The sequence below is a fragment of the Desulfoluna sp. genome (assembly GCF_030145185.1).
Lineage (GTDB): Bacteria > Desulfobacterota > Desulfobacteria > Desulfobacterales > Desulfolunaceae > Desulfoluna.
The window spans coordinates 1-20,347 of the sequence record NZ_JAQYWB010000054.1; the positions used below are offsets into that span (position 1 = coordinate 1).

Here is a 20,347-nt window from a genome sequence, read left to right on the forward strand (position 1 = left end):
GTATTCTGTCTGATTTTCTCACCCTTCGGGCGAGCCGGGTGCACTCATCTGCCGCGTTATCAGAGCTTTGAGGTAAACCACTACATCTTCAGCTCTGATGCCTTGCATATGAGCGCACCCAACTCGTGAAATATCCGGGATAGCCAGTGGTTTTAAAAAGAATAAAGGAGGTCGCAGGTGAATAATTTTAAGCCGATCCTTGTTTTTTCCGGCGCACTGAATTTTCTTTTTGCAATTTTCCAGGTCGTTATAAGCTTTTCACCCTCACTGAGCCTGTACTTTGGCGCGCCAGAAGCCTTGGTTGTAAATAGTTGTCTTCTTATTTTTGTAAGCTTTATCATCGCAGGGATTGTCGCGATATTTGGACTCTATGCCATCTCCGGGGCGGGCTATTTTCGTCCCTTGCCGTGGCTGAAGCCGATGCTTGTGGTGATATGCTGCGTCTATCTCCTGCGTGGCTTGATGCTTATCCCGGAATGTCTGGTCGTGGCAGGCGTTATGCAGGCTTCCATACCCATTGCCCCACGTTTTGTCGTCTTTTCGGCCGGGTCTCTATTGTTTGGGCTGCTTTTTGTCATGGGGACCGTGGGCGGGTGGAAAACGTTTCCGAGTAGAGGATAGAAATTTAATTTTATTCGGGGCGTTAAATTCGATGAATCGTTTTTAACCTGTTTTCCCACCCGTGGGTGAAAATGTGATGTGGAATTCTCGTTATGAACCAGGGGAGCCAGAGGACAGGCGAAAAAATGTGATATTGAATCTCATCCCATGATGATTTCTTTTTTCGTCATTACTGCCCCAAAAAAGTTTGATACCGACGGGTGGTTCGAGCTGGATGTTGGTGAATCATTGCACCTTGGCGGAAATTGGCCACGAAAAAAGCCGCACAGGAGTGCGGCGCTCCATCGGATATCTCGGATAGGGGCAGGTGATATGAGCCCGAATCGTCGGGCCTTGTCCCCTTTTTGATTCCGTCTTCTCTTGTGTTTTTCAGCGGCGCAGCCGCATCTGCGTGAATCTGTGCTCATCTGTGGCTGAATTTTTTTTTAACAGTGATGGAGCGTAGCGACTCCTCGAACGAAGCACGAAGAACCAAGCACCAAGAACCTTTTTTTCTATCTGTCCCACCCCCCTGCAGCCCGCAGCTCTTCCACGATGTCCTCAGCCCGTGTCACAAGCTTCATGAGGTCCACCTTGTTGACGTTGTTAACGGGGAATTGTTCGCCCACGGGCCAGAAGTGGATGTGTGAGGGCCGTTTGTAGGAGGCGATGTTTTTGCAGTAGTCGGCCAGCTCTTCTTCCGTGACGCCTCCCTCTTCATTGGGTTGAACAAAGGCAAAAACGCCGTCGGTGAAGAGGTCGTGGGGGGCGCCCACGACCTGGGCCTGGTTGACCTTCGGGTGTCTGGAGAGGAAGTCAGACACTTCATCGGGGAAGACAAGGTAGCCTTTGGGTTTGATCACGAATTTGCGGCGACCGGAGAAGACAATGGCGTCATAGCCGCCCTTGGGAGCGAGGGAGCCCATGTCGCCGGTGTAGAGGATGCCTTCGGTGGATCGGCAGGCGCGGGTGGCCTCCGGGTTGTTGACGTAGCCGAGAAAAACAATGCCGCCTTCGACGCAGATTTCGCCGACCTCTCCTTTGGTGAGCTCCTCGCCTGCGGTGCCGTCCTCGTTCATGGGGCTTCGGATCGTGACGGGGGCGAGGTCGGGGAAGAACTGGCCTACCTGACCGGCCATTTCGGAAACGGAGATCCCTTTGGGAGTGGCTGAGAAGAAGCCGCCGGACTCGGTCATGCCGTAGGCCGTGCCGAAGAGGGGGGACATCTCGGCGAGTTTTTCGAGGAAGGCCGTGTCCACGGAGCTGCCGCCGTAGAGGGTGAAGCGGAGGCTGCTTCGGTCGTATTCCTCGTAGTTGGGCAGAGCCCAGAGCATGCGAAAGTGGGTGGGGACACCGCCGATGAAGGTACACTGGTGGGCTCCCAGGGCTTCCATGGCCTTGTCCGGGGCGAAGATGCCCATGGAGGCCACGGCGCCTCCTGCATACCAGGCGGTCATGGGGCCCTGGGAGGTGCCGGCCACGTGGCTGGTGGGCATGATGTTCAAGAGGCGGAAGTTGGATCCGTAGACACTGGCTCCCCGTGAGGCCACCTCGTTGTTGATGAGGATGTTCTCATGGCAGAGAAGGGCGGGCTTGGGGTCTCCGGTGGTGCCGGTGGTGAAGATGATGAGGGCCGGATCACGTTGCGTGAGGCCGCCTTCCACGGCCTGCACCGCGGTGCGGAGGGTCGCGTCTTCTGACAGCGCCTCAAGGGCCTTTTCACCGAAAACGTCTCCGAAATTTGTGGAGCTTTGCTCCATGTCGTCGGGCAGTCCAAAGGGCATCCACTGCACGATATGCTCAACCGACGGGCAGTCACGTTTTACCGCATCCACTACCCCTGAAAAATTTTTGATCATTGTGTTGCCCGGGCAGACAAAGGCCTTGGCCTCGATTTTTTGGATATCCCGAGTGACCTCGTGGGGCTGAAGGCGAATGTCGATGGGGGAGATGATGATGCCGGCTTTCAGGCATCCATAGACGAGAAGAAAAAACTCCGGCACCGCCAGAAACTGGGTGATGAGGATGTCGCCCCGTGTGAGCCCCATCTTCGTTAACGCCATGGCGTAGCGGTCGCTTGCCTCGTTAAACTCTCGATAGGAAAAACGCTGACCGGTCTCCACCGAAATAAGCGCGTCATTTTCAGGGGTCAATAACGCCCACTTCTGGACGTAGTCGGAGATGAGAGGCAACTGCCATGCCGTGTAATCTTTCACCATTGTTTCTCTCCTTTGCCTTCGTTTGTATTCCAACCAACCCCCAAGGTCTTAAACCTCGGATAAGGCATGTGTAAAGGTTTTTGACACAAGGACAGGCAATGATCCGTGAGGGGTGACGAAGGACGTTCCCTGACGTGTGAACGGAAGGGAATAACAAGGGCGAGACGCCTGTCTCATGCGGCGTAAGGGATGATGAGTAAGGTTGCAGGGAAAAAATAAAAGAACAAAAAACAATGCCTCCGGCGGCAAGGTGGCGCCACCTTGAAAGCGGGTTTGCGAATGCGCGCTGGGTGGCGTCACTTCGGGCTGAAATGCGTCCGCATTCGCGTGAAGTGTAAGGAACCGCAGAGTGCGTCGCACGTGCAGGCGTTATTGATGGTCAGAATTCAATTCAACCGTTGACTTTAACCGGAATAACTCGGTGGCGGGGTGGAGGGATGGGGTAGGGGGCGCTTGCGCACCGCTGAAGCGCCGCACCGATCATCGAAGCCTATCCCGGATATTTCACGAGTTGGGTGCGCTCATACGCAAGGCATCAGAGCTGAAGATGTAGTGGTTTAGGTTGCAGGAAAATAATAAAAGCACAAAAAGCAATGCCTCCGGCGGCAAGGTGAGCCACCTTGAAAGCAGTTTACCTCTGGGCTTTGCCCCTCGTTCCTCGGGTCAAATCCCAGAGGTATTCAGGGGAGCCACCTGTAGCATTATTTATTTCCACCAACCTTACCTCAAAGCTCTGATAACGCAGAAGATGGGTGCACTCGGCTCGCCCGAAGGGTGAAGAAAGCGAGTAGAAAAGGGTGAATTCCATTTTGCATTTTTGAAATGTCTATATACTTCTTAGTAACACTTCGCAATAACTCATCATTGCCTTGGCGTGGTTATTTTCTCATGAAATATTCGGGTTAGCTATTGGAGGGTAGAGAGGATGACATCAGGGGTATTATCATGTGTTCTGAATCCCATGGTCAGGTATTTTGTCGGGGGCAGGCGTTTATGAAAAATGACGATATCTTCTGTTAAGCGATGGAACTCTTTTTTGAAAATTCTGCCGTAGGCTGTGAACATGTCACCTTTGATGATTCGAATACGGTGTGTGTCTTCAAAGAGCATGCCTTTGGCATGGATCATCCATAAATCTCCAGTGGGTGTTGTCTCATCGATCATGGGGGGCGTCAGGGTGAATGCCTTGTGGTGAAATTCTTCGGCAGAGGAGAAAGCAGAGAAAAAATCTTTCGATTTTTCTCGAGCGGACGTCGATCCGAGAAGGTTTTTTTCATCATGAAGGGTAATAAAAAGCAGTTCTTTTTTATCCGTTTTAGAATGATAGTATATCGTATTCTCGGATATCTTTTTGTCTGATTTTACGTAGTGTTTGGGTATACATGCCGAAAGTCCGAAAAAATCAATCCGGTTTTCGGATTTTGTGGCCCGGGGTTTCGTTTGGACGGATACGATATCTGCTTCATAGAAATATTCCGGGTAGACCCATTGGAAGGGGGAAGATCGGTAATGCGAAAAATCAGAAAGAGAGTCATCCGTAGCCAATGAACATGTGACGAAAAAGGGGATCATTAATATTCCAAGTAAAAGCTTATGCATCCTGTCTCCATTCGATGTGTATTGAAGAAGCGCCGCAAAAAAGGCCTCCGGCGGCAAGGTGGGCCACCTTGAAAGCAGGTTTTGCTTAGCCTTCGTGTCACGAAGGCGGTAATTTTTCGTGATCGACAAATATCAATGTGTCTGTTTGAAAGCCCATCTTTTTTGCTTTTTCTATGAGCCGCTCTTTTAAGTCTGGGTGTATCTTTGGGCTTCTGGCCAGAAGCCATAAATAAGATGTGTCCGGGCCGCAAACGAGCGCATGCTGGTAATTTCCATGGTCGAGGTCAAAAACGATATAAGCGCCATAAAAGGGTCTGAAGAACGAAACTTTCAGGTACCCCTGATCCGAGTCGCCAACAAAATACGCCTTGCCTTCGGCCTCTTTCCAAGCGTTTTCTTCAGCCGAATACCCCCGATTTAATACTCTGATCCCCCCATCATCACGCATACTGTAATCAGCCGTAACTCGGGATAATCCCCGCTCAAATGAATGATCCAGTCTCGCAATTTCATACCATGTGCCCATATATTTTTCTGGCTTGAAATGATCAACGGGTTTTACATTTTCCGGCATTCCAACACACCCCGTCAGGAATAGAATGATGGCTATGGATAGTTTTTTCATCGTTTCTTCTCCTTAGTTACCGATCACAGCCGTGTCTAACCCGAATATTTCAGGAGTCGAGTGCCGTAATAAAAAGTTACTGCATTGGCATGATCGCTTTGTCATGAAATATTCGGGTTAAGGGGGGCCGACGTCTATCAAGCCGATTCGTTAAGATTTCACAGGTTCCGATAAACAGTCCATTGGAGATGATTCTTGGGCTGGATTTTTAGAATGAATTTCAATTAAAAAGGTGGGATAGTTGTTTGGGGAAAGTGTCTCACAGGGTGGTGTGGGGGTCAAGTGGATTTCGCCCGTCACCTGTGCCTATAGGAGGGGTAGGGAAGGGTTGCGTATGTCCAATATCCAAGCGATCCCTTTCGCTGTGTCGATTCGTCCTGGCTCCCCAGTATCCGGTACCTGACTAAGGCCGAAGAGAAACGCAAGCATATTGTGCCTTTAATAGGCTGGTAGCATATGTCAAGTATGTAATATTTTAAGATATTATTATTGACAAAAGGCGCTTTTCGATTTAATTTTAAAAGTCACCCTACAAACCGCACAAAAATCGGAATTCAACTAAATTCGTGCCCAATCCAACCAGACTCTTCCCCGCACAAAGTGATATCTCGCTCATTGTATTCAACTGCAAGAAACTGCAGAGGTACTATAAAAGGAGGTAGCTTATGCGAAAAAAAAATTCACAGAAAGATTCATCAAAAAGTTCAGGAAGGAACACAGGCATAACTCCCCCCTCGGAACGCAACGATCTGTTTGACAGTCTGTCCGAATTTCCACTTGGAGAACCGTTGGACCCGAACGAGATGCGGATCACTTTTTTCGGCACATCATGCATCCCGCGGCTCTCACAGGAATGCAACAGCATCTTCGTAGAGGTGGGCAGCGGGGATCAATTCATCTTCGACTGTGGGTCCGGGGTGGTGGCCAAGTATACTGCCATGGGCATCCCCAAGAGCAAGATGAACAAGATATTTCTGACCCATCTGCACGGGGATCACATGAGCGATCTCAGCCATATCTACAGCTTCGGCCCTTCGGAAGACCGCAAGTTTCCCCTGTGCATCTGGGGGCCCGGCAATACGAACTGGACTTATACCGACCCCGATGGAAAAACGCGCGGTCCCTTTGAAGACGGGCTACGGGCCTTCTGTGAAAAATTCCGGGAATTGATGCGCTGGCATACCGAATCCTTCAGCTTTGGACCGACGAGATACGCCGACCCCCAAAATGATCTCAGCCACAGCCAGAATCCCGATTGTTTCGAAGGATGTGACTCCTACCTCGTGGGAAACGAAACGGCGTACCCGGATGATCCGTATGATGCCTATGCCATCTATGCCTATGAATTAAACTATAAAAGCGAAGGCATCGCATACAAAAATTACTCTACAGGGGTGAGTATCTCGTATTTCCCCGTGATACACTGTCGAAGAGGGAGTATCGGCTACAAACTGAATTGGAACGGAATGTCCCTGGTCTTCAGCGGCGACACGAAACCCAATTACACCATGCTCAAACGGGCAGAAGGCGCGGATATCCTGATCCATGAGATGGTCATGCCCGCCGATGTCTGGACCACAAAAAACACCGAACTCCAGGATGGAGATGTTGGCTGGGATCAGTCTTTCGCGTACACCCAGGCCGTACAGAACAGTTCCCATACCCCGCAAGGTGCCCTCGGCTATATGCTGAGCCAGATATCCTCTCCCCCCCGCCTGACCATCGCCACCCATTTTCAGGCTGCCGACGACACCATGGCATCTGCCTTACAAAGTATTGAAAATAAATATAACATCACCGAAGAGAACAATTTCACCTTCGCCTCGGACCTGATGGTGTTCAATGTTTCCAAGACAAACATTTTGCAACGCAAGGCCATCGTTTCCGCGTTTGCATTTAATCCGCCGCCCACAACTCTGGGAGTGCCGACAGCTGCCCCCATCTATTGGCGGTACGACGATGACGGCAACGTGATCTATGATCCATATGCTCAGATAGACACTACGGACGAAATCCCACGCGTGAATGATGACGGATCGGAAAATTGGGACGAGACCGGCTACTGATCTATCCGCACCAAGTCTTTAAATTTACGATGTAAGGGATAGGGAAGATTTCGGGAAATTCAAGAGCCCTTTTAAAACCACTGGACGTATGCCATTTAGTCTGAGGTACTTTGTTTTGATTCTCCCGATGAATTCGGGCAAAAAGCATGTTCAACAGCTGTTGCACGGGTAAAAAGGCAGGAGAACTGACATCCCGGCCACCAATTTGTCACACAGCGCATAGGAAGAGTGGTCCTGTCGCCCAAAAGCGTATGTTGCCTGTCCCCTTAACCTAATAAAAGAATAAAAGGGGCCGAAGAACGAAACTTTCAGGTACCCCTGATCCGAGCCGCCAACAAAATAAGCCTTGCCTTCGGCCTCTTTCCATGCGTTTTCTTCATCCGAATACCCCCGATTCAGTACGCGAATCCCCCCATCATCGCGCAAACTGTAATCAGCCGTAACTCGGGATAATCCCCGCTCAAATGAATGATCCAGTCTCGCAATTTCATACCATGTGCCCATATATTTTTCTGGCTTGAAACGATCAACGGGTTTTACATTTTCCGGCATTCCAACACACCCCGTCAGGAATAGAATGAATGCTATGGATAGCTTTTTCATTGTTTCTCCTTATTTACCTCTCACAACAGCGTATAGGGGGGCCGGCGTCTATCAAGCCGATTATTTAAGATTTCACAGGTCCGATAACCGTCCATTGGAGATGATGCTTAGATTAAATTTTTAGAATGAATTTCAATTAAATAAGGTGGGTTGGGTGTTGGCGTAAAGTGTCTCACAGGGTGATGCGTCGGTCAAGTGGATTTCGATAGTCACCTGCTGTCCTGAAAGGGTTCGGGAAGGGTTGCGTATTTCCAGACGCGACCCCTTTTCCCGCTTCAATGGTATTTTGTCAGATGTGTAGGCGTGACCTCTTCTCAAAACAAGGCTTGTTTGTCGAACTTTTCAAAAGTTTGGCCCCCGGCAGGGCCGCTGGAGGCTCTTTTTTAAACAGTTGAAGAGTTATGAATTGTTTTCAGTGTTTACATTCAATGCGTTGCATAAGCGGTCTCGGGCCGTCTGGGTCAGTCGGGCAATGCCGAGGCTGCGCGCTATTTCGGTCGGATCGCCGTCCAGAGATAATAGCATGTCGATTGCGCAAATTTCGTCATCACAGATATATTCCACTTTTCTCATGTCAGCATTACGGTCCTTGTAGCGCGCAGGTGGGATGTTACCAAGCGTATCTTTGGGCCAGTAAAATGTGCCCACAGTATCGAGAGTCTTGTCTCGATGGCCTTGCGCTAACGTTGTCACAATGTCACGGATCTGGCGTCCTGCGCGTTTGAATCCGTGATGGTGGGTAATTCTTCGGACCAGCACATCTTCATGGATGGGGCCTTCCGTATCGATGACATGCTCGACCATGTCCGACAGGCGGGGTGTGTACTCTAAAGAATAGAATGCATCCGGGTTTGACTGGTATCGATCCTCATTGAGGAGGGCTACAACGTAGCTGTGATTATCATGGATCACTAAGTTTTTTGCACACTCTGATGGTTGGTGGGGTGGGATGTCATCCGTCGGAGTGTGTGGTATCGAGCGATGGGCGGCCATGGGGAACCTTGGCGACGTGACCGTCGGGTCGAATACGATCGGGTTGTCAGCGACGGCGTCCTGATCGGTACAAGCCGGCTCCGGGTAAGGCGGGGGATCGGCAACAATGGCTTCTGACGTCTGAGTCACTTCTTCTTGTTTCTGGCGGTCTGCCTCAAGGTGGCCCTGCAACGCGTTGTGAAGTGTTTCAATTGCCTTGGTTCGGTGGGTCCACCAATCGGTCGACCAGACTCGAAATAGCGTCCACCCCAATCCCTCAAGTACCGATTGGCGAATTTTATCTCGTTCCCGTGCAAAAGCGGAGCTGTGGTACATGGCCCCATCGCACTCGATCCCGGCGAGGTAGAGACCCGGCTTATCCGGGTGGGTGATCCCCAAGTCTATCCGGTAGGCGGACACGCCAATCTGGGGGTGGACATCCCATCCCTTGTCCCGCAGCGCTCGTGCGACGGCTGATTCGAACGGGGACTCAAAATCTCCGATGGAGCCATAGGTCGCCGCTCCCAGGGCCGAAGGGCCGCGTTCAGCGTATTCCAGAAAATGTTTCAGGTCGGCGACCCCTCGAGCCTGGGTCCGGGATAGGTCAATTTTATCAGGGCTGAGGGTTGAGAACACAAGCATTTCTGAGCGAGACCGCGTCATGGCCACGTTCAGGCGCCGTTCGCCCCCTTCTCGGTTCAAGGGGCCGAAGTTCATGGTGAGATGGCCACTCTGGTCCGGGCCGTAAGTGATGCTGAAGAGTATCACATCGCGCTCATCCCCTTGCACCGTCTCGAGGTTCTTCACAAAGACGGGTTCTATCGAACTTTCGGAGGAGAATGCCCATTCAATGCCGGGGTTCTTGGAACGGGCGTCGTCCAGAAGGTTTTCGATGAGGGACTGCTGTTCCGTGTTGAAGGTCACCACCCCCAGGGATTGTTTTCGAACCTCAGGGTCTGCGTGGGTAAGGCGGCGCAGGATTTCCGCCACAATTGCTTTTGCTTCGCCTTGATTGTGGCGCGCTTGACCGCGTGCATAGAACCCCTCGGGTCGTACCAATCGAACTCCGTGATCCGGGTGAACGGGTGCTGGAAATGTGATCAGTCCGTTATTGTAGTATCGACTGTTGGAGAACGCGATAAGGCTTTCTCGGCGGGATCGGTAATGCAGGTTGAGCGTTCGTTGTGGAATGCAGGCTCCCAACATTTCGTCCAGGATACTCTCCAGATCTCCTTCTGCATTTACGTCACCGTCCGGATCGTCATCGGAACGAGCGAAGAAATTCGTTGGTGGCATCTGTTTCGGATCCCCTGCGATGATGGCTTGACGCCCGCGCGCCAGGGCTCCGACTGCGTCCCAAACAGTGATCTGAGATGCCTCATCGAAGATAACCACATCGAACAGCGCCTGTTCAGCCGGGAGGTATTGGGCGACTGAAAGAGGGGACATCATAAGGCACGGCGCAAGCGTGGTGAGAACGTCCGGGATCTCTTTGATCAGCTGTCGAACCGGTTTGTGCCTGGTTTTTTTCTGAAGTTCGTGACGCAGAACACCCCAGGAAGATTTACGTTTTACATCTTCCGATCCCGGTAGGTTCCCTGCCAACTTGGCTCCGATGTATGCTGCCGTGAGTGCCTGGAAGTTGCTGTCAATTAGACGGAAATTCTCGATGTCTGCCATGTGTTCGGGGGTCGAGAAGGTACGTAAGACGTCATCTTCGCCGATGACCATGCCCGACCACCACGCGCAATAAGCGGCTTCGAAGGTCTTTTTGATCTCTTCGGTGGGAACGAGCCCCTTTTCGATCGCCTTGATTAGGGGGCTGAGTCCCAGATCCATCGCCTCAGTGCGGCGGTGGCGCCATCCACACCAGTCATGCAGTTCTGCATGACGAGCAGCGATGCTGTCGGCCGTATCCCGCATCGCGTCCAACGCCTTGCCTTTTTTTGCGAAGAGGTCGCGTATGGACTGACCGGCAATGGCCTCGAAGGCCTCGCAGGTTTCGTGAAGTGCCTGCTGTGCAGATAAAAAATCTTGCGCGGCCCTCCCCACTGCTGCCTCCGGTGCCAGCAGGTCGTTGCCGTCATTCATGAGGCTTCGGATTTTGCCTCTCACCTCCATCAGTGCCTGCGCGTTGTCGGCCAATTTGCCCACGGCAATGCGAGCCCTCCTCCCCAAGGTCTCCAAATCGAACGCCACATCCGGGCTTGTGGTGTGTCCCGTCCACTCCTTGAAGTGGGAAAGATGGGTGTCCAGGCGGTCGATGGCTTCGCCTTCTTCACGCAACCGTTTGAGTGTTGACGCATCAATAGCTGGATCAGGTGTGCCTTGTGCGCCCGCCGTTTTCATCGCCTTGATCACGCGGCGGCGTGCGAAAAAGCTTTTGGGCCACCAAGCCTCCTGCGCTTCCCTCCATCGCTGGGCGATCTCGTCACCGTCCAATGCGCGCCAGGCCATGGGATCGTATGCGCAACTAAGTCCGGCTTGTGCCTCCGCATAGCTTTTGAGTCGTTGCACGGCTTCTTCAAGGGCCTCGATTTGATCGGACCCATCAGGCTCGAGGGCATACGACGTCTGTTTGCGAAAGGAGTCTATCAAGATGGTGGCAAGATCGGCCACGCCATCCAAACGCTCCATGGAGTGATCTGGAAGGATGATCCCCATGGCGCCTGTGAGCACCTCGCAGGCGCGATTCACTGACGATGCTGTTGCAGACAGACGGCCCGCGCGTTCAACCACCTGCCCCTCCCATTGCGGCGACCAGTCACCCTTTGCCACCAGATGGAACGGGCTGTCGGCCACTTCACCCACGGCTGCGACTTGAATGCGCAATTTTTCGACGGCGTCATACATCGCTTCCAGTTGGGCTTCGTCGTGCTGGTCTGAGGATGGCCAGGAGAAGCTCACGTGAGTTGCCAGCGTTTCATCGCGTACCTTTATTCCGATGGCGTGATGGGCTGTCATGCCATTTTTGCGCGGAATATGAAGCCGCTCCACGACTCGATTGAGTTTGTCGCGTAAGACCTGTAAGCGCTCTGCTTCCTTTTGCCAAGGTTTGGCATCGGTTGTTTGCTGAAGTTCCCAGGCGTTACGCAATTGGGCAAGTACATCGGCTTTTCGGGCTTTGTTGGAGTGCAGTTCCATGCAGAATCGGCCAAGCCCGATTTGTTTCAGGCGTCGGGACACCACCTCCAACGCCGCCGTTTTTTCGGAGACGAAAAGAACAGTTTTCCCTTTCCCCAGCATATGGGCAATCAGGTTGCTGATGGCCTGGCTCTTTCCTGTGCCCGGTGGACCAATGATGATAAAATCTTTACCCCGGTCGGCAGTGGCAATGGCCGCCATTTGAGATGAATCTGCAGGAAGGGGCGCCAACAGATCGGAAGGTTTGTAGAGCTGATCCACCTGATTGCCGTCTACAAAGGCGATACCGCTGGGATACGGGTCGCGTGGCGTGTCGATGAGGTGTTTGACGATGGCATTTTTTCGCAGCACGTCGGTTCGATCGACCAGGTCCTTCCACATGAGGTATTTGGCGAAGGAGAAGTGTCCCAGCACCACCTCTTCGACCACTTCGAAACCTGGTGCCTCCTTGATGGCTTTCCGAACCGTATTCCAAATGCCGTTTACGTCAATGCCGCTGCGGTCTTCCGGTAGTGATCCGTCTAAGCTGCGGATATCAATTTGGAAATCTTTTCGTAGCATTTCCAGCAAGGTCGTGTTGAATCGAGGCTCATCGTCGTGGGAGAGTATTTTAATTCCGCTGCGAACGGATTTTCGCTCCAGGGTAACGGGCAATAAAATGAGCGGGGCGCGGAATTGGCGTTCGTCTTTCTCATTTCGTTTCCATAACAGGAATCCAAGCGCAAGGTAGAGCGTGTTTGATCCTCCTTCCTGAAGCGCCGTCAGCGTCTTTCTGTAAATGTCGACCGCACGGCGGGATAGCTCCTCCTCCGGTAAGTCGACCAGGACCTGTTTCTTCTCAAGGGCATCTCTGGCGTATTCTTCTGTGATCACCTCACCCGTACGTTGCCGATGCAGTGTTTGATCCTGCCCCTGGGACGTTGGGCGCGGAATCGGTTGGATTGAAATGCGAGCGCTTTCGGCGAGTTTATCCTCCAGCAATCCCGGGTCTGGGCAAAGTATGCGCAGGCTCGTTTTCGTGGATTTGTGATTGAGCAGCGGGTTGCGGGCAGACAGATCCAGTAATTTTCGTTGCCAGCGTTCCAATCGGCCAGCGGGCGTTTCCGGCACCGATTCCTCTTCAACGCCATCATCAAAGTCAGGCAGGGCGGGGGCGTCTTCGAGGGCGAGTACGACGCTTGCTGTGTCTGTGTCTTCGGTTGCTTTTGATGGTTCCTGAGATTTCAAACCAAGAGGTGCGATCCGGTGGGCACGGGCGCGCCGGATATCGACAGCGGCATTGAAGGTGTTGTCGTTGTCCGAGATGATCGTTTCGGCCGCCGCTGCCACCGCTTTAGATAAGGGTGGCGCGGGGTGAGACGTTATATAGGTCGTCTCAATCAGAAGCAGTTCCTTGAGTTGGATGCGCTTTCTCAGGGTTTCAGCCTCATGGATGACAATGGTCGAAAGTTCTTCGGGCTGCAACCACACTCCGACCACCGCGTGTCCCTGAGGCAAAACGATAACGGGGTTGAGCCCTGCCTGTTCCAGAGCGGATGCAAACAGCATCGTTGAATCCAAACACGTGGCAATCCGGTTCTCTAAAATGTGGATGGGTAAACGGATTTTTTGGCCGTCTTGCTCGAAACTGGCCGGTGGCAACGCGTAGGTAATGTTAAGGTTGGCTATGGCCGTGTAAATCGATGATGCGATTTCCCATACCCGCTGGCGGCTTCCCGCCTTGTATCCGTCGATACCGTCCGGCTTGCCCGCCTTTCGAAGAACCAGGCTGGCATCGCGGAGCACGCGATCCACCGCCGGATCGTTCGGCATGGAGAAAGAGGCGAGCAGCTCGGGCATGTACCCGGCCCCGCCCCATTCGTTGTATGCCAGAAGTTCCACCGGTTTGGTCTCTTCCGCTATGATCCGTCCGTCTTTTTCGACGGCAATGGTGACGGTGCCACGAACGGAATCGGCAAGGTTGAGGAGAAAGCCTCCATCGAGTTCAATATCCCGGTCCTTGATGGAAATCGTCCCTTCTGGCGCGATGAGATCAAGTCTCCAGGATTTGGGTTTCAGAAATGGTGGGTTTGACGACAACGTGACAAGGAGGTTTTCCAATCGTGCTTCATGGGCCTTGTTCTCAATCCTCAGGTCGCGTAAAAAAGCGAAGGCGCTTTGATGGCAGGCAAAATTTAATTTTGTCGCGATCTCGCTTTGTATGGCTGCGGACGAGGGACGTTCTGGTTCCATGGGGTACTCCTGTCGGTTGGCTATTAAATGACAAAACACGATTGTACAAATCTCTTGATAACCTTTGAGTATATGAAATTAAGCTGATGTTATCAATGAAATTTCAATGTGTTGCTTGCTGGGGTGTATGGGGTTTTGTCAGCGGTGCTTTTTGAGAGGCACTCCTCTGGGGAGTGTGGCCTGGAAAAGGGCTGAACAGGAGTGCTGTGCGCTATAGAAACGTAAGCAGAATAAATTGATCTAAAAATCTGTCTCCGGCGGCAAGGTGAGCTACCTTTAAAGCTGATTTTGCTTTTCTTTCGTGGCTTTGACTTCAAGGTATTTATTATAATATTGAGTATGGGAAAAGGGGTCGCGTCTTGATACAGGACAAAACCTTCGGGTTACAACATGAACGCGAAAAAAGCCGCACAGGAGTGCGGCGCTCCACCGGCTATCTCGTTGCATCGGCAGGTGATAGGAACCTTTCTCATGGGCGTTCTTGCCCCATTTTTGATTCCGTTTTCCAATGCTTTTCAGCGGCGTAGCCGCATCTGCGTGAATCTGTGTTGATCTGTGGCTGAATTGTTTTTGAGGTTATTATTTTTTAGAAAATTCAATGATTAAAAATCAAAGGTGCTGAGCGGATTTCTTCGGCGCATTTGTTTTGAGTGGCGGGAAACCGGCGTTCATCACGTCGAGGTTGTGGATGATCATTAAGGAGTTATCATGCGGGATTTTGCTCCCACTCACCCAGGAAAAATTTTTCTGGAAGAGCCTCAGGGTACCCCAAGGGGCAGGCAAACTGGGTCAGCAGAAGCGTATGCCACGCCTGCCCATTGTCCCCCCCCCCATTAAGTGTATCTTGCCTGGCCCCAAGTCTGTAATGAAGGGCTGAAAGTAAATAAAATTGCGATAGCCACAGAATGAAAAAGAGCATCTCACCCACCAGTCAACGACTGATGGTGGGGCCTTCATGTAAAAAGCAATTGGAAGCATGCTCCTATGTAATCCGTTACAGTACCCCTACTTTTCCTATAGAAGAAAGGATTGATGTGACCATCGGTCACGAGCAATCCTTATGGTTTGGTTCTGTCATCTTTAAATTAAATTTCTCTATAACTATTTTCTTGCGCTTAACTCAATATTTCGCTGCATAGTTACATGTACATTGTCAGGTGTTAGGTTTTTACTTGAGCCTGTTGCAATATCGATAGGGATACCTAAGATAGCACCATATCCAAAGATAAAATTCCATGCCCACCAAGCAGACATTTCAGATTGTAATGTACCTGATGCACTTTCGTAACCTTCTTTTTCAAAAACCACAATATGACTTTTTTTTCGGGGTAATTCAACAATTACTGGCGTAGTGTATGTCATACCGTTAACCGTTACGTTTGCTCCAATAGGTGATGATGAAATACCAATTTTTTCATTTGGCCCCTTAACAACAGTGGCACACCCCCAGCTCATTAAAATAAATACACCAAATACAACGACTGTAAAAGTTCTAAATTTCTTTTTCATAACAAGTAATCCTCAATTTCTGGCGAACAGTTAAAAGTTAATGTTAAAGTCGAACATTGATGAATAGCCAATACTTTTTATAAGTATTATCTAACTTACTTTTTCAACTTTTTCCTATTCAGATTAAGATGCCTTGTGGTAGGCATTGTAACATCTGAGTGAGAAATACTATAGACTCAGTAATGTGAGCATACCTATGAATATTTATAGGGGTAAGTATCCAAAAGGATACTTGTTGATTGTGGGATAATAAGACATGGGGCAAAGAGATATAGATGATACATTTTTCTGTATGTTAAGACCTTTACAGCATACGTCCTGGAAAACCGCTAAAATCCACAACCGATTTTTTTTCAGTCCCTTGAAGGGGGGACGTTCAACGCCGTGCGAGTGATGACATAATAAACAATTTACTGGCCTGTATCGGTCCTAACCATCCGACGAATCCGAGGCAGATTGTTCGGATCTTTGGTCTTTTACTTTCTAATATCTGATGTAGATGAATTGGTTTTATAGGAATTAATTGTTAATAACTCAAGTTTCGGACTTGATGTAATATTATGATTTCAGGAAGGATATTGCTGTTTTTTGATCTTTTAAAATTGAAACACCTCAGATGATTGTGTAAACAGTATGTGCTAACAAACTAAAACAACAATCAAAAGAGGCAACACGTGAATACCTTGATATCTTCTGAAGCGCAACCAAAATCTATTGATCTCCTGAACGATCTTGATTTTGTGATGAAAAAGTCACGATTTCGAACATTACTCAATCGGTTCGGTTTCAAGAAAACAAGAGGAACTTCAGTGGTTGATATCCTCATGTCGTTGTTCTTACTTCTTTTCACCCGGCAAAGTCTTTCCGAAGGGATAACAGACAACGATAATGTAGGCTTCGGCAAAGATGCGTTGTACTCTCTTCTCAACAACTCAAAATGCAACTGGCGAAGGCTTTTATTGGCGGTTGGGTATCAAGCATACAACGTTATTTCTAAATTGACCGATCGTGAGAAGGTTTTAATCATAGACACCACCGCCTATGGCCGTAATCGGTCTAAAAATGTTGAACTTCTCAGCCGTGTGAAAGATCACAGTGCAAAGAGATATGTTCGGGGCTTTCGTCTACAGGCAGCGGCAATTTCTGATGGACACAGCCTCATTCCTGTTGATTTTTCTCTACTTGCCAGTGCAGACCCAAAGAAACGTTTCTGCGAGATGCGTACCGATATTGATAAACGGACAATAGGGTTTAGAAGAAGGCTCGAAGCTCTTAAAAAAGCACCGTTCCTTGCGGTTGAAATGGCTCATCGTATAAAAAATGAAGGGCTACAATTCAATTATATCCTCGTAGATTCATGGTACAGCGATCCTAAAACAGTTCTGGAACTGCAAAAATCAGCACCGGTAATTTGTATGATGAAGAAGGGACGTACCAAATATCAAGTTGGCGAAAAAAGCTGACGTTAAAACAGATTTATGCCTCTCTTTCGAAAAGACGTGGACGAGCAAGAATATTGGCGTCTCAAAAAATTATGATAAACGAGATCGAGTCGGCAAAGATCGTGTTTGTTCGTCATAATTCAAAGAAAGATTGGCTTGCAATCATGTCAACAGATCCCCAGTTACCTGCCGAAGAGATTGTCAGGATATACGGTAAGCGTTGGGATATCGAAGTGTTCTTTAAAATGGCTAAGCAGCACCTGCGGCTTGAATCGGAGATACAAAGTCGCAATTTTGATGCGTTGATTGCCCAAATATCAGTAGTTTTCATTCGATATCAATTTATGGCTTGGCGGTTGAGGCAGCATGATGACCCCAGGACATTCGGTGAACTTTTCAGGTTCTGTTCACAAGTGATCAAAGATATTACTCTCATGGAGTCTGTCGAACGCATACTGACAATTGTGATGGAATATATTAGCCAAATCAAATCTGTAGACAATAGCTTAAGCAAGCAAATCAAAGAGACCTTTGAAGTCTGCATGAATCTTTTTTTTAGCTCTACTGACGTAAGCATTAGAACTACTTTGCAAAATTAGCTCAAACTGCAAGTCCGAAACTTGAGTTAATAAGTGAGCTTACTATCTTTGTGATTACGCCGCAAATTTTTTTTGAGCACAAGCGTATATTGCCTGTCCCCAGATCTATTACAGGTCTACTTGTCTTTTACTGGTCTTCATGTCAAGACCTGACCGCTTCCTCCGACACACATGGAAAGCCGCCCTTGGGTGGGCAGCTTTCATTTTACCGAGCTAACGGATCGGAATATCGAAAGCTTGTGTTGAATCATATAATATTTCTGTACCGGTATTATCTTGTGTCAGTAACTCTAAAGTAATGACACCTCGAGTATTAGCAGTCTGTAAAGGCGATGTGCCATTAATTGCGAAAAATACATGCATGCCACCTTCTACATATTCACTATCTGTTCCGGCTCCTTCAGAGGAGCCAGTGGATACTTCTACCCAGGCGTCATGCCACACTGAAACACCGGATACTAAAGTGCTATAGTCGACATCAGATAGTCGAATTTCTGCACCAATTCCATTTATGAACATTCCTGTCGACGAATCTCTATCCATGTCTATGTACAAAATTGCGGACGGAGAAATTATATCATCATGCATACTCTCCATTAACTTGTAATCAAAATAATATCCAATATCGTTTGAAAACTCATTTCCACTAATCCGTGACATGATTACGCGGCCTATGTCAACAATCGCCCCCCCATTGCCGAATCCATCTTCATGCACGATTTGTATGTCGGTCTCTGTGTAACCATCAGATAACATCGCTGATTTAATTTCATCCACGGTGATATGTTTGAACGAGGAATCGTTATCACCGGTACCCGACCTTTTAAGAATCAGATAAGCACTATGCCCATCATAGGTACCTTGTACTTCGATTGTATTTGAGTCAGTAAAGATGACACCAGTACACTCAGTATGCTTACTAATAATATTTAAAAAGTTCATGAGATCTAATGGAACCACAGGCTTACCTCCTGATTCCACAACCCCCTCCCATTCATAGCCAGGGCTGTTGGTACAACTCGGCTCAACACCATTATACACCTCAAAGTCAGCACTGTATGATGAAGAAGCCGGATAGTATGTAAACTCGATGCTACCTTTCTCGGTCAATGGGCAACCTTTATAACCGCCCACAGTAGACCAAGTCCCACTCAGGTCGCTGATAGTTCCAGTGGATGAATCACCTCCACTACCTCCACCACAACCTACCAATACGGACACACAACAAAGTACGACCGCTATCAATAATCGCATTCTCATCATCCCCTCCTTTAGATTAGCCATCTTCAATTTTCCCCCATCAAAATCAAACCGTATTAAGTAGTTACAAAATGTCCAAAATCGTGAATTATTATGGACTCAGTAAAGAGAGCATAGCCATGATTGTTTATGGGGGGTAAGTACCCAAAAGGATACTTATGACTTGTGGGATATATATGAGAGAAAAGATATAGACGACTTTTACTCAGAGTATCTTTTATGAAGATCGCGTCAATTTCATGGCAAGGTAGAGGGTTTCTGTCTTCGAGGCACCGCCTAATTTATCACCTGCGTTTCGAAGATGTTTTTTCACGCTCACTTCCTGGATGTCCATGGCCATGGCGATTTGTTTGTTGGTGTAGCCAAGGGGAAGGTATTCCAAAGCCTCAATCTCCCGTGGGGTGAGGCCAAAATGAGAAAGAGAAGAAAACTCTTCACGGGCAGCGTGGCGGATCAATCGAATCAGAAGCAGGAGGTGCCCGGTATCGGATTTTATGGTGTGGGCTTTGCATTGCATCGAAAAGTTCCGGGTCTGGAATTCATGTTCCCACATGCCTGGGTATTGTGTGAGCTTTCCAGTCGGTGCAACGGTCTGTTCTATCCATTCCCAGAGTCGTTGGGGGAGGTGGCTTTTGGCATGAATAGGCGTGAGTTGATATAGAAGATCACTCGCTATAATAGAAATTTCTACGGTTTTAAGGCCAGAATTTAAGACAATGTAGGGCAAGCCACATACCTTTACCAATCCATCGATAATGAGTGCTTTTTGGTGATGGGCTTGCTGAAGGACGGTGTACTTTGCGCCCATGGCAAGCATATCGGAAATCTTTCCGGTTAACTCTTTATCAAGATCTCCAAACGGCATCTTTTCATTAAATCGGTAAAGACCGATACAAGAGGCTCTATTGTCATCAATGCCACCGGATATCGTGAGGAGATGCCGTGTGTCATTCAGTTTCGCATTCAGTTCAAAATTTGCCCGGTCTTTCTCGTTGGTCATATCCAAAACTTCCCGGCCGATAACATAAGAACCTGCTGGTTGCTCAATGGTTTTGATTAACAGTGGGTCTTTCGGAAACGCCTCTGCATGTAGTACATCCCAGTTCACATGACACGACGTGTTGGTGAGTACCGATACATTTGACAGATCAGGAGTCGTGCTGAATAATGCCATCCAGTCAAATGGGAGGATAGGGTTTAAATCATTAAATATGAGATCTGGCAGGTCGTTAAAATTAGAGAGAGAGGTAATCGCTTGGGATAAATAACGAATTGATTTTTCAATTGAATTAGATGAATTTCGATGTTTCAGCATAAATACTGCCCTACTCAAACTGCAAGAATAAAAATGGTATCGAAGGCATACTCCACCTGAAGAGCCATCTTAGTATGGAGGGAACGGGGGGGGGATACACAGGTAATGAATGGGTGCCCAATACATGAAGCCAAACAGATAGAGTTATCACTTAATCGAGAT

The 20,347-nt window shown here is 49.1% G+C and carries 12 protein-coding genes; 4 read left to right on the top strand and 8 right to left on the bottom strand.

The features are described 5' to 3' along the window. The first annotated feature begins 177 nt into the window (after positions 1-177). Positions 178-621, top strand: coding sequence for a hypothetical protein (locus Q1Q75_RS16325; protein ID WP_300672782.1), 444 nt, complete (start codon positions 178-180; stop codon positions 619-621). Positions 622-1,115: 494 nt separating this feature from the next. On the opposite strand, the gene Q1Q75_RS16330 is transcribed toward Q1Q75_RS16325, so the two are convergent. The 3 genes from Q1Q75_RS16330 to Q1Q75_RS16340 all read right to left on the bottom strand — a co-directional run bounded on the left by Q1Q75_RS16330 (position 1,116) and on the right by Q1Q75_RS16340 (position 5,043). Next, positions 1,116-2,819, bottom strand: coding sequence for a class I adenylate-forming enzyme family protein (locus Q1Q75_RS16330; RefSeq protein ID WP_300672784.1), 1,704 nt, complete (start codon positions 2,817-2,819; stop codon positions 1,116-1,118). A 906-nt stretch (positions 2,820-3,725) separates the two neighbouring features. Further along, the gene (locus tag Q1Q75_RS16335; RefSeq protein WP_300672786.1) at positions 3,726-4,418 is read right to left on the bottom strand and encodes a hypothetical protein; all 693 of its coding nucleotides are present in this window, start codon (positions 4,416-4,418) and stop codon (positions 3,726-3,728) included. 97 nt (positions 4,419-4,515) lie between these two features. After that, positions 4,516-5,043, bottom strand: coding sequence for a lipocalin family protein (locus tag Q1Q75_RS16340; protein WP_300672788.1), 528 nt, complete (start codon positions 5,041-5,043; stop codon positions 4,516-4,518). A 788-nt stretch (positions 5,044-5,831) separates the two neighbouring features. Here Q1Q75_RS16340 and Q1Q75_RS16345 point away from each other — a divergent pair. Continuing rightward, positions 5,832-7,109, top strand: coding sequence for an MBL fold metallo-hydrolase (locus Q1Q75_RS16345; protein ID WP_300672790.1), 1,278 nt, complete (start codon positions 5,832-5,834; stop codon positions 7,107-7,109). A 150-nt stretch (positions 7,110-7,259) separates the two neighbouring features. Here Q1Q75_RS16345 and Q1Q75_RS16350 read toward each other — a convergent pair whose 3' ends face one another. The 3 genes from Q1Q75_RS16350 to Q1Q75_RS16360 form a co-directional block, all read right to left on the bottom strand. Beyond that, positions 7,260-7,712, bottom strand: coding sequence for a lipocalin family protein (locus tag Q1Q75_RS16350; protein ID WP_300672792.1), 453 nt, complete (start codon positions 7,710-7,712; stop codon positions 7,260-7,262). A gap of 399 nt (positions 7,713-8,111) precedes the next feature. After that, positions 8,112-14,060 carry a DUF3320 domain-containing protein gene (locus Q1Q75_RS16355; RefSeq protein ID WP_300672794.1) on the bottom strand — a complete coding sequence of 1,983 codons (5,949 nt, stop codon included), beginning with the start codon at positions 14,058-14,060 and terminating at the stop codon, positions 8,112-8,114. Between the two features lie 1,101 nt (positions 14,061-15,161). Beyond that, entirely contained in the window at positions 15,162-15,569 is a 408-nt protein-coding gene (locus Q1Q75_RS16360; protein WP_300672796.1) for a PEGA domain-containing protein, read from the bottom strand. A gap of 674 nt (positions 15,570-16,243) precedes the next feature. On the opposite strand from Q1Q75_RS16360, the gene Q1Q75_RS16365 reads away from it, so the two are divergent. Both Q1Q75_RS16365 and Q1Q75_RS16370 read left to right on the top strand, forming a co-directional pair. Next, positions 16,244-17,032: a transposase gene (locus tag Q1Q75_RS16365; protein WP_300672797.1), complete on the top strand. Its 789-nt coding sequence runs from the start codon at positions 16,244-16,246 to the stop codon at positions 17,030-17,032. Beyond that, positions 16,981-17,610 (top strand): transposase, encoded by a 630-nt coding sequence (locus tag Q1Q75_RS16370; protein WP_300672799.1) that lies wholly within the window; start codon positions 16,981-16,983, stop codon positions 17,608-17,610. Before Q1Q75_RS16365 ends, Q1Q75_RS16370 begins: the two co-directional genes overlap by 52 nt. Positions 17,611-17,823: 213 nt before the next feature. On the opposite strand, the gene Q1Q75_RS16375 is transcribed toward Q1Q75_RS16370, so the two are convergent. Both Q1Q75_RS16375 and Q1Q75_RS16380 read right to left on the bottom strand, forming a co-directional pair. Continuing rightward, positions 17,824-18,894 (bottom strand): hypothetical protein, encoded by a 1,071-nt coding sequence (locus Q1Q75_RS16375; protein ID WP_300672801.1) that lies wholly within the window; start codon positions 18,892-18,894, stop codon positions 17,824-17,826. Positions 18,895-19,087: 193 nt separating this feature from the next. Further along, on the bottom strand, positions 19,088-20,185 hold the full coding sequence (locus Q1Q75_RS16380; protein ID WP_300672802.1) for a LuxR C-terminal-related transcriptional regulator: 1,098 nt from the start codon (positions 20,183-20,185) through the stop codon (positions 19,088-19,090). Between the last annotated feature and the right edge of the window lie 162 nt (positions 20,186-20,347).

What these genes read in the sequence shown, in the direction of transcription:
- Q1Q75_RS16355 (WP_300672794.1), bottom strand. Translation starts at nt 14,060, where the DNA reads ATGGAACCAGAACGTCCCTCGTCCGCAGCCATACAAAGCGAGATCGCG.
- Q1Q75_RS16360 (WP_300672796.1), bottom strand. Translation starts at nt 15,569, where the DNA reads ATGAAAAAGAAATTTAGAACTTTTACAGTCGTTGTATTTGGTGTATTT.
- Q1Q75_RS16335 (WP_300672786.1), bottom strand. Translation starts at nt 4,418, where the DNA reads ATGCATAAGCTTTTACTTGGAATATTAATGATCCCCTTTTTCGTCACA.
- Q1Q75_RS16330 (WP_300672784.1), bottom strand. Translation starts at nt 2,819, where the DNA reads ATGGTGAAAGATTACACGGCATGGCAGTTGCCTCTCATCTCCGACTAC.
- Q1Q75_RS16380 (WP_300672802.1), bottom strand. Translation starts at nt 20,185, where the DNA reads ATGCTGAAACATCGAAATTCATCTAATTCAATTGAAAAATCAATTCGT.
- Q1Q75_RS16350 (WP_300672792.1), bottom strand. Translation starts at nt 7,712, where the DNA reads ATGAAAAAGCTATCCATAGCATTCATTCTATTCCTGACGGGGTGTGTT.
- Q1Q75_RS16340 (WP_300672788.1), bottom strand. Translation starts at nt 5,043, where the DNA reads ATGAAAAAACTATCCATAGCCATCATTCTATTCCTGACGGGGTGTGTT.
- Q1Q75_RS16375 (WP_300672801.1), bottom strand. Translation starts at nt 18,894, where the DNA reads ATGGCTAATCTAAAGGAGGGGATGATGAGAATGCGATTATTGATAGCG.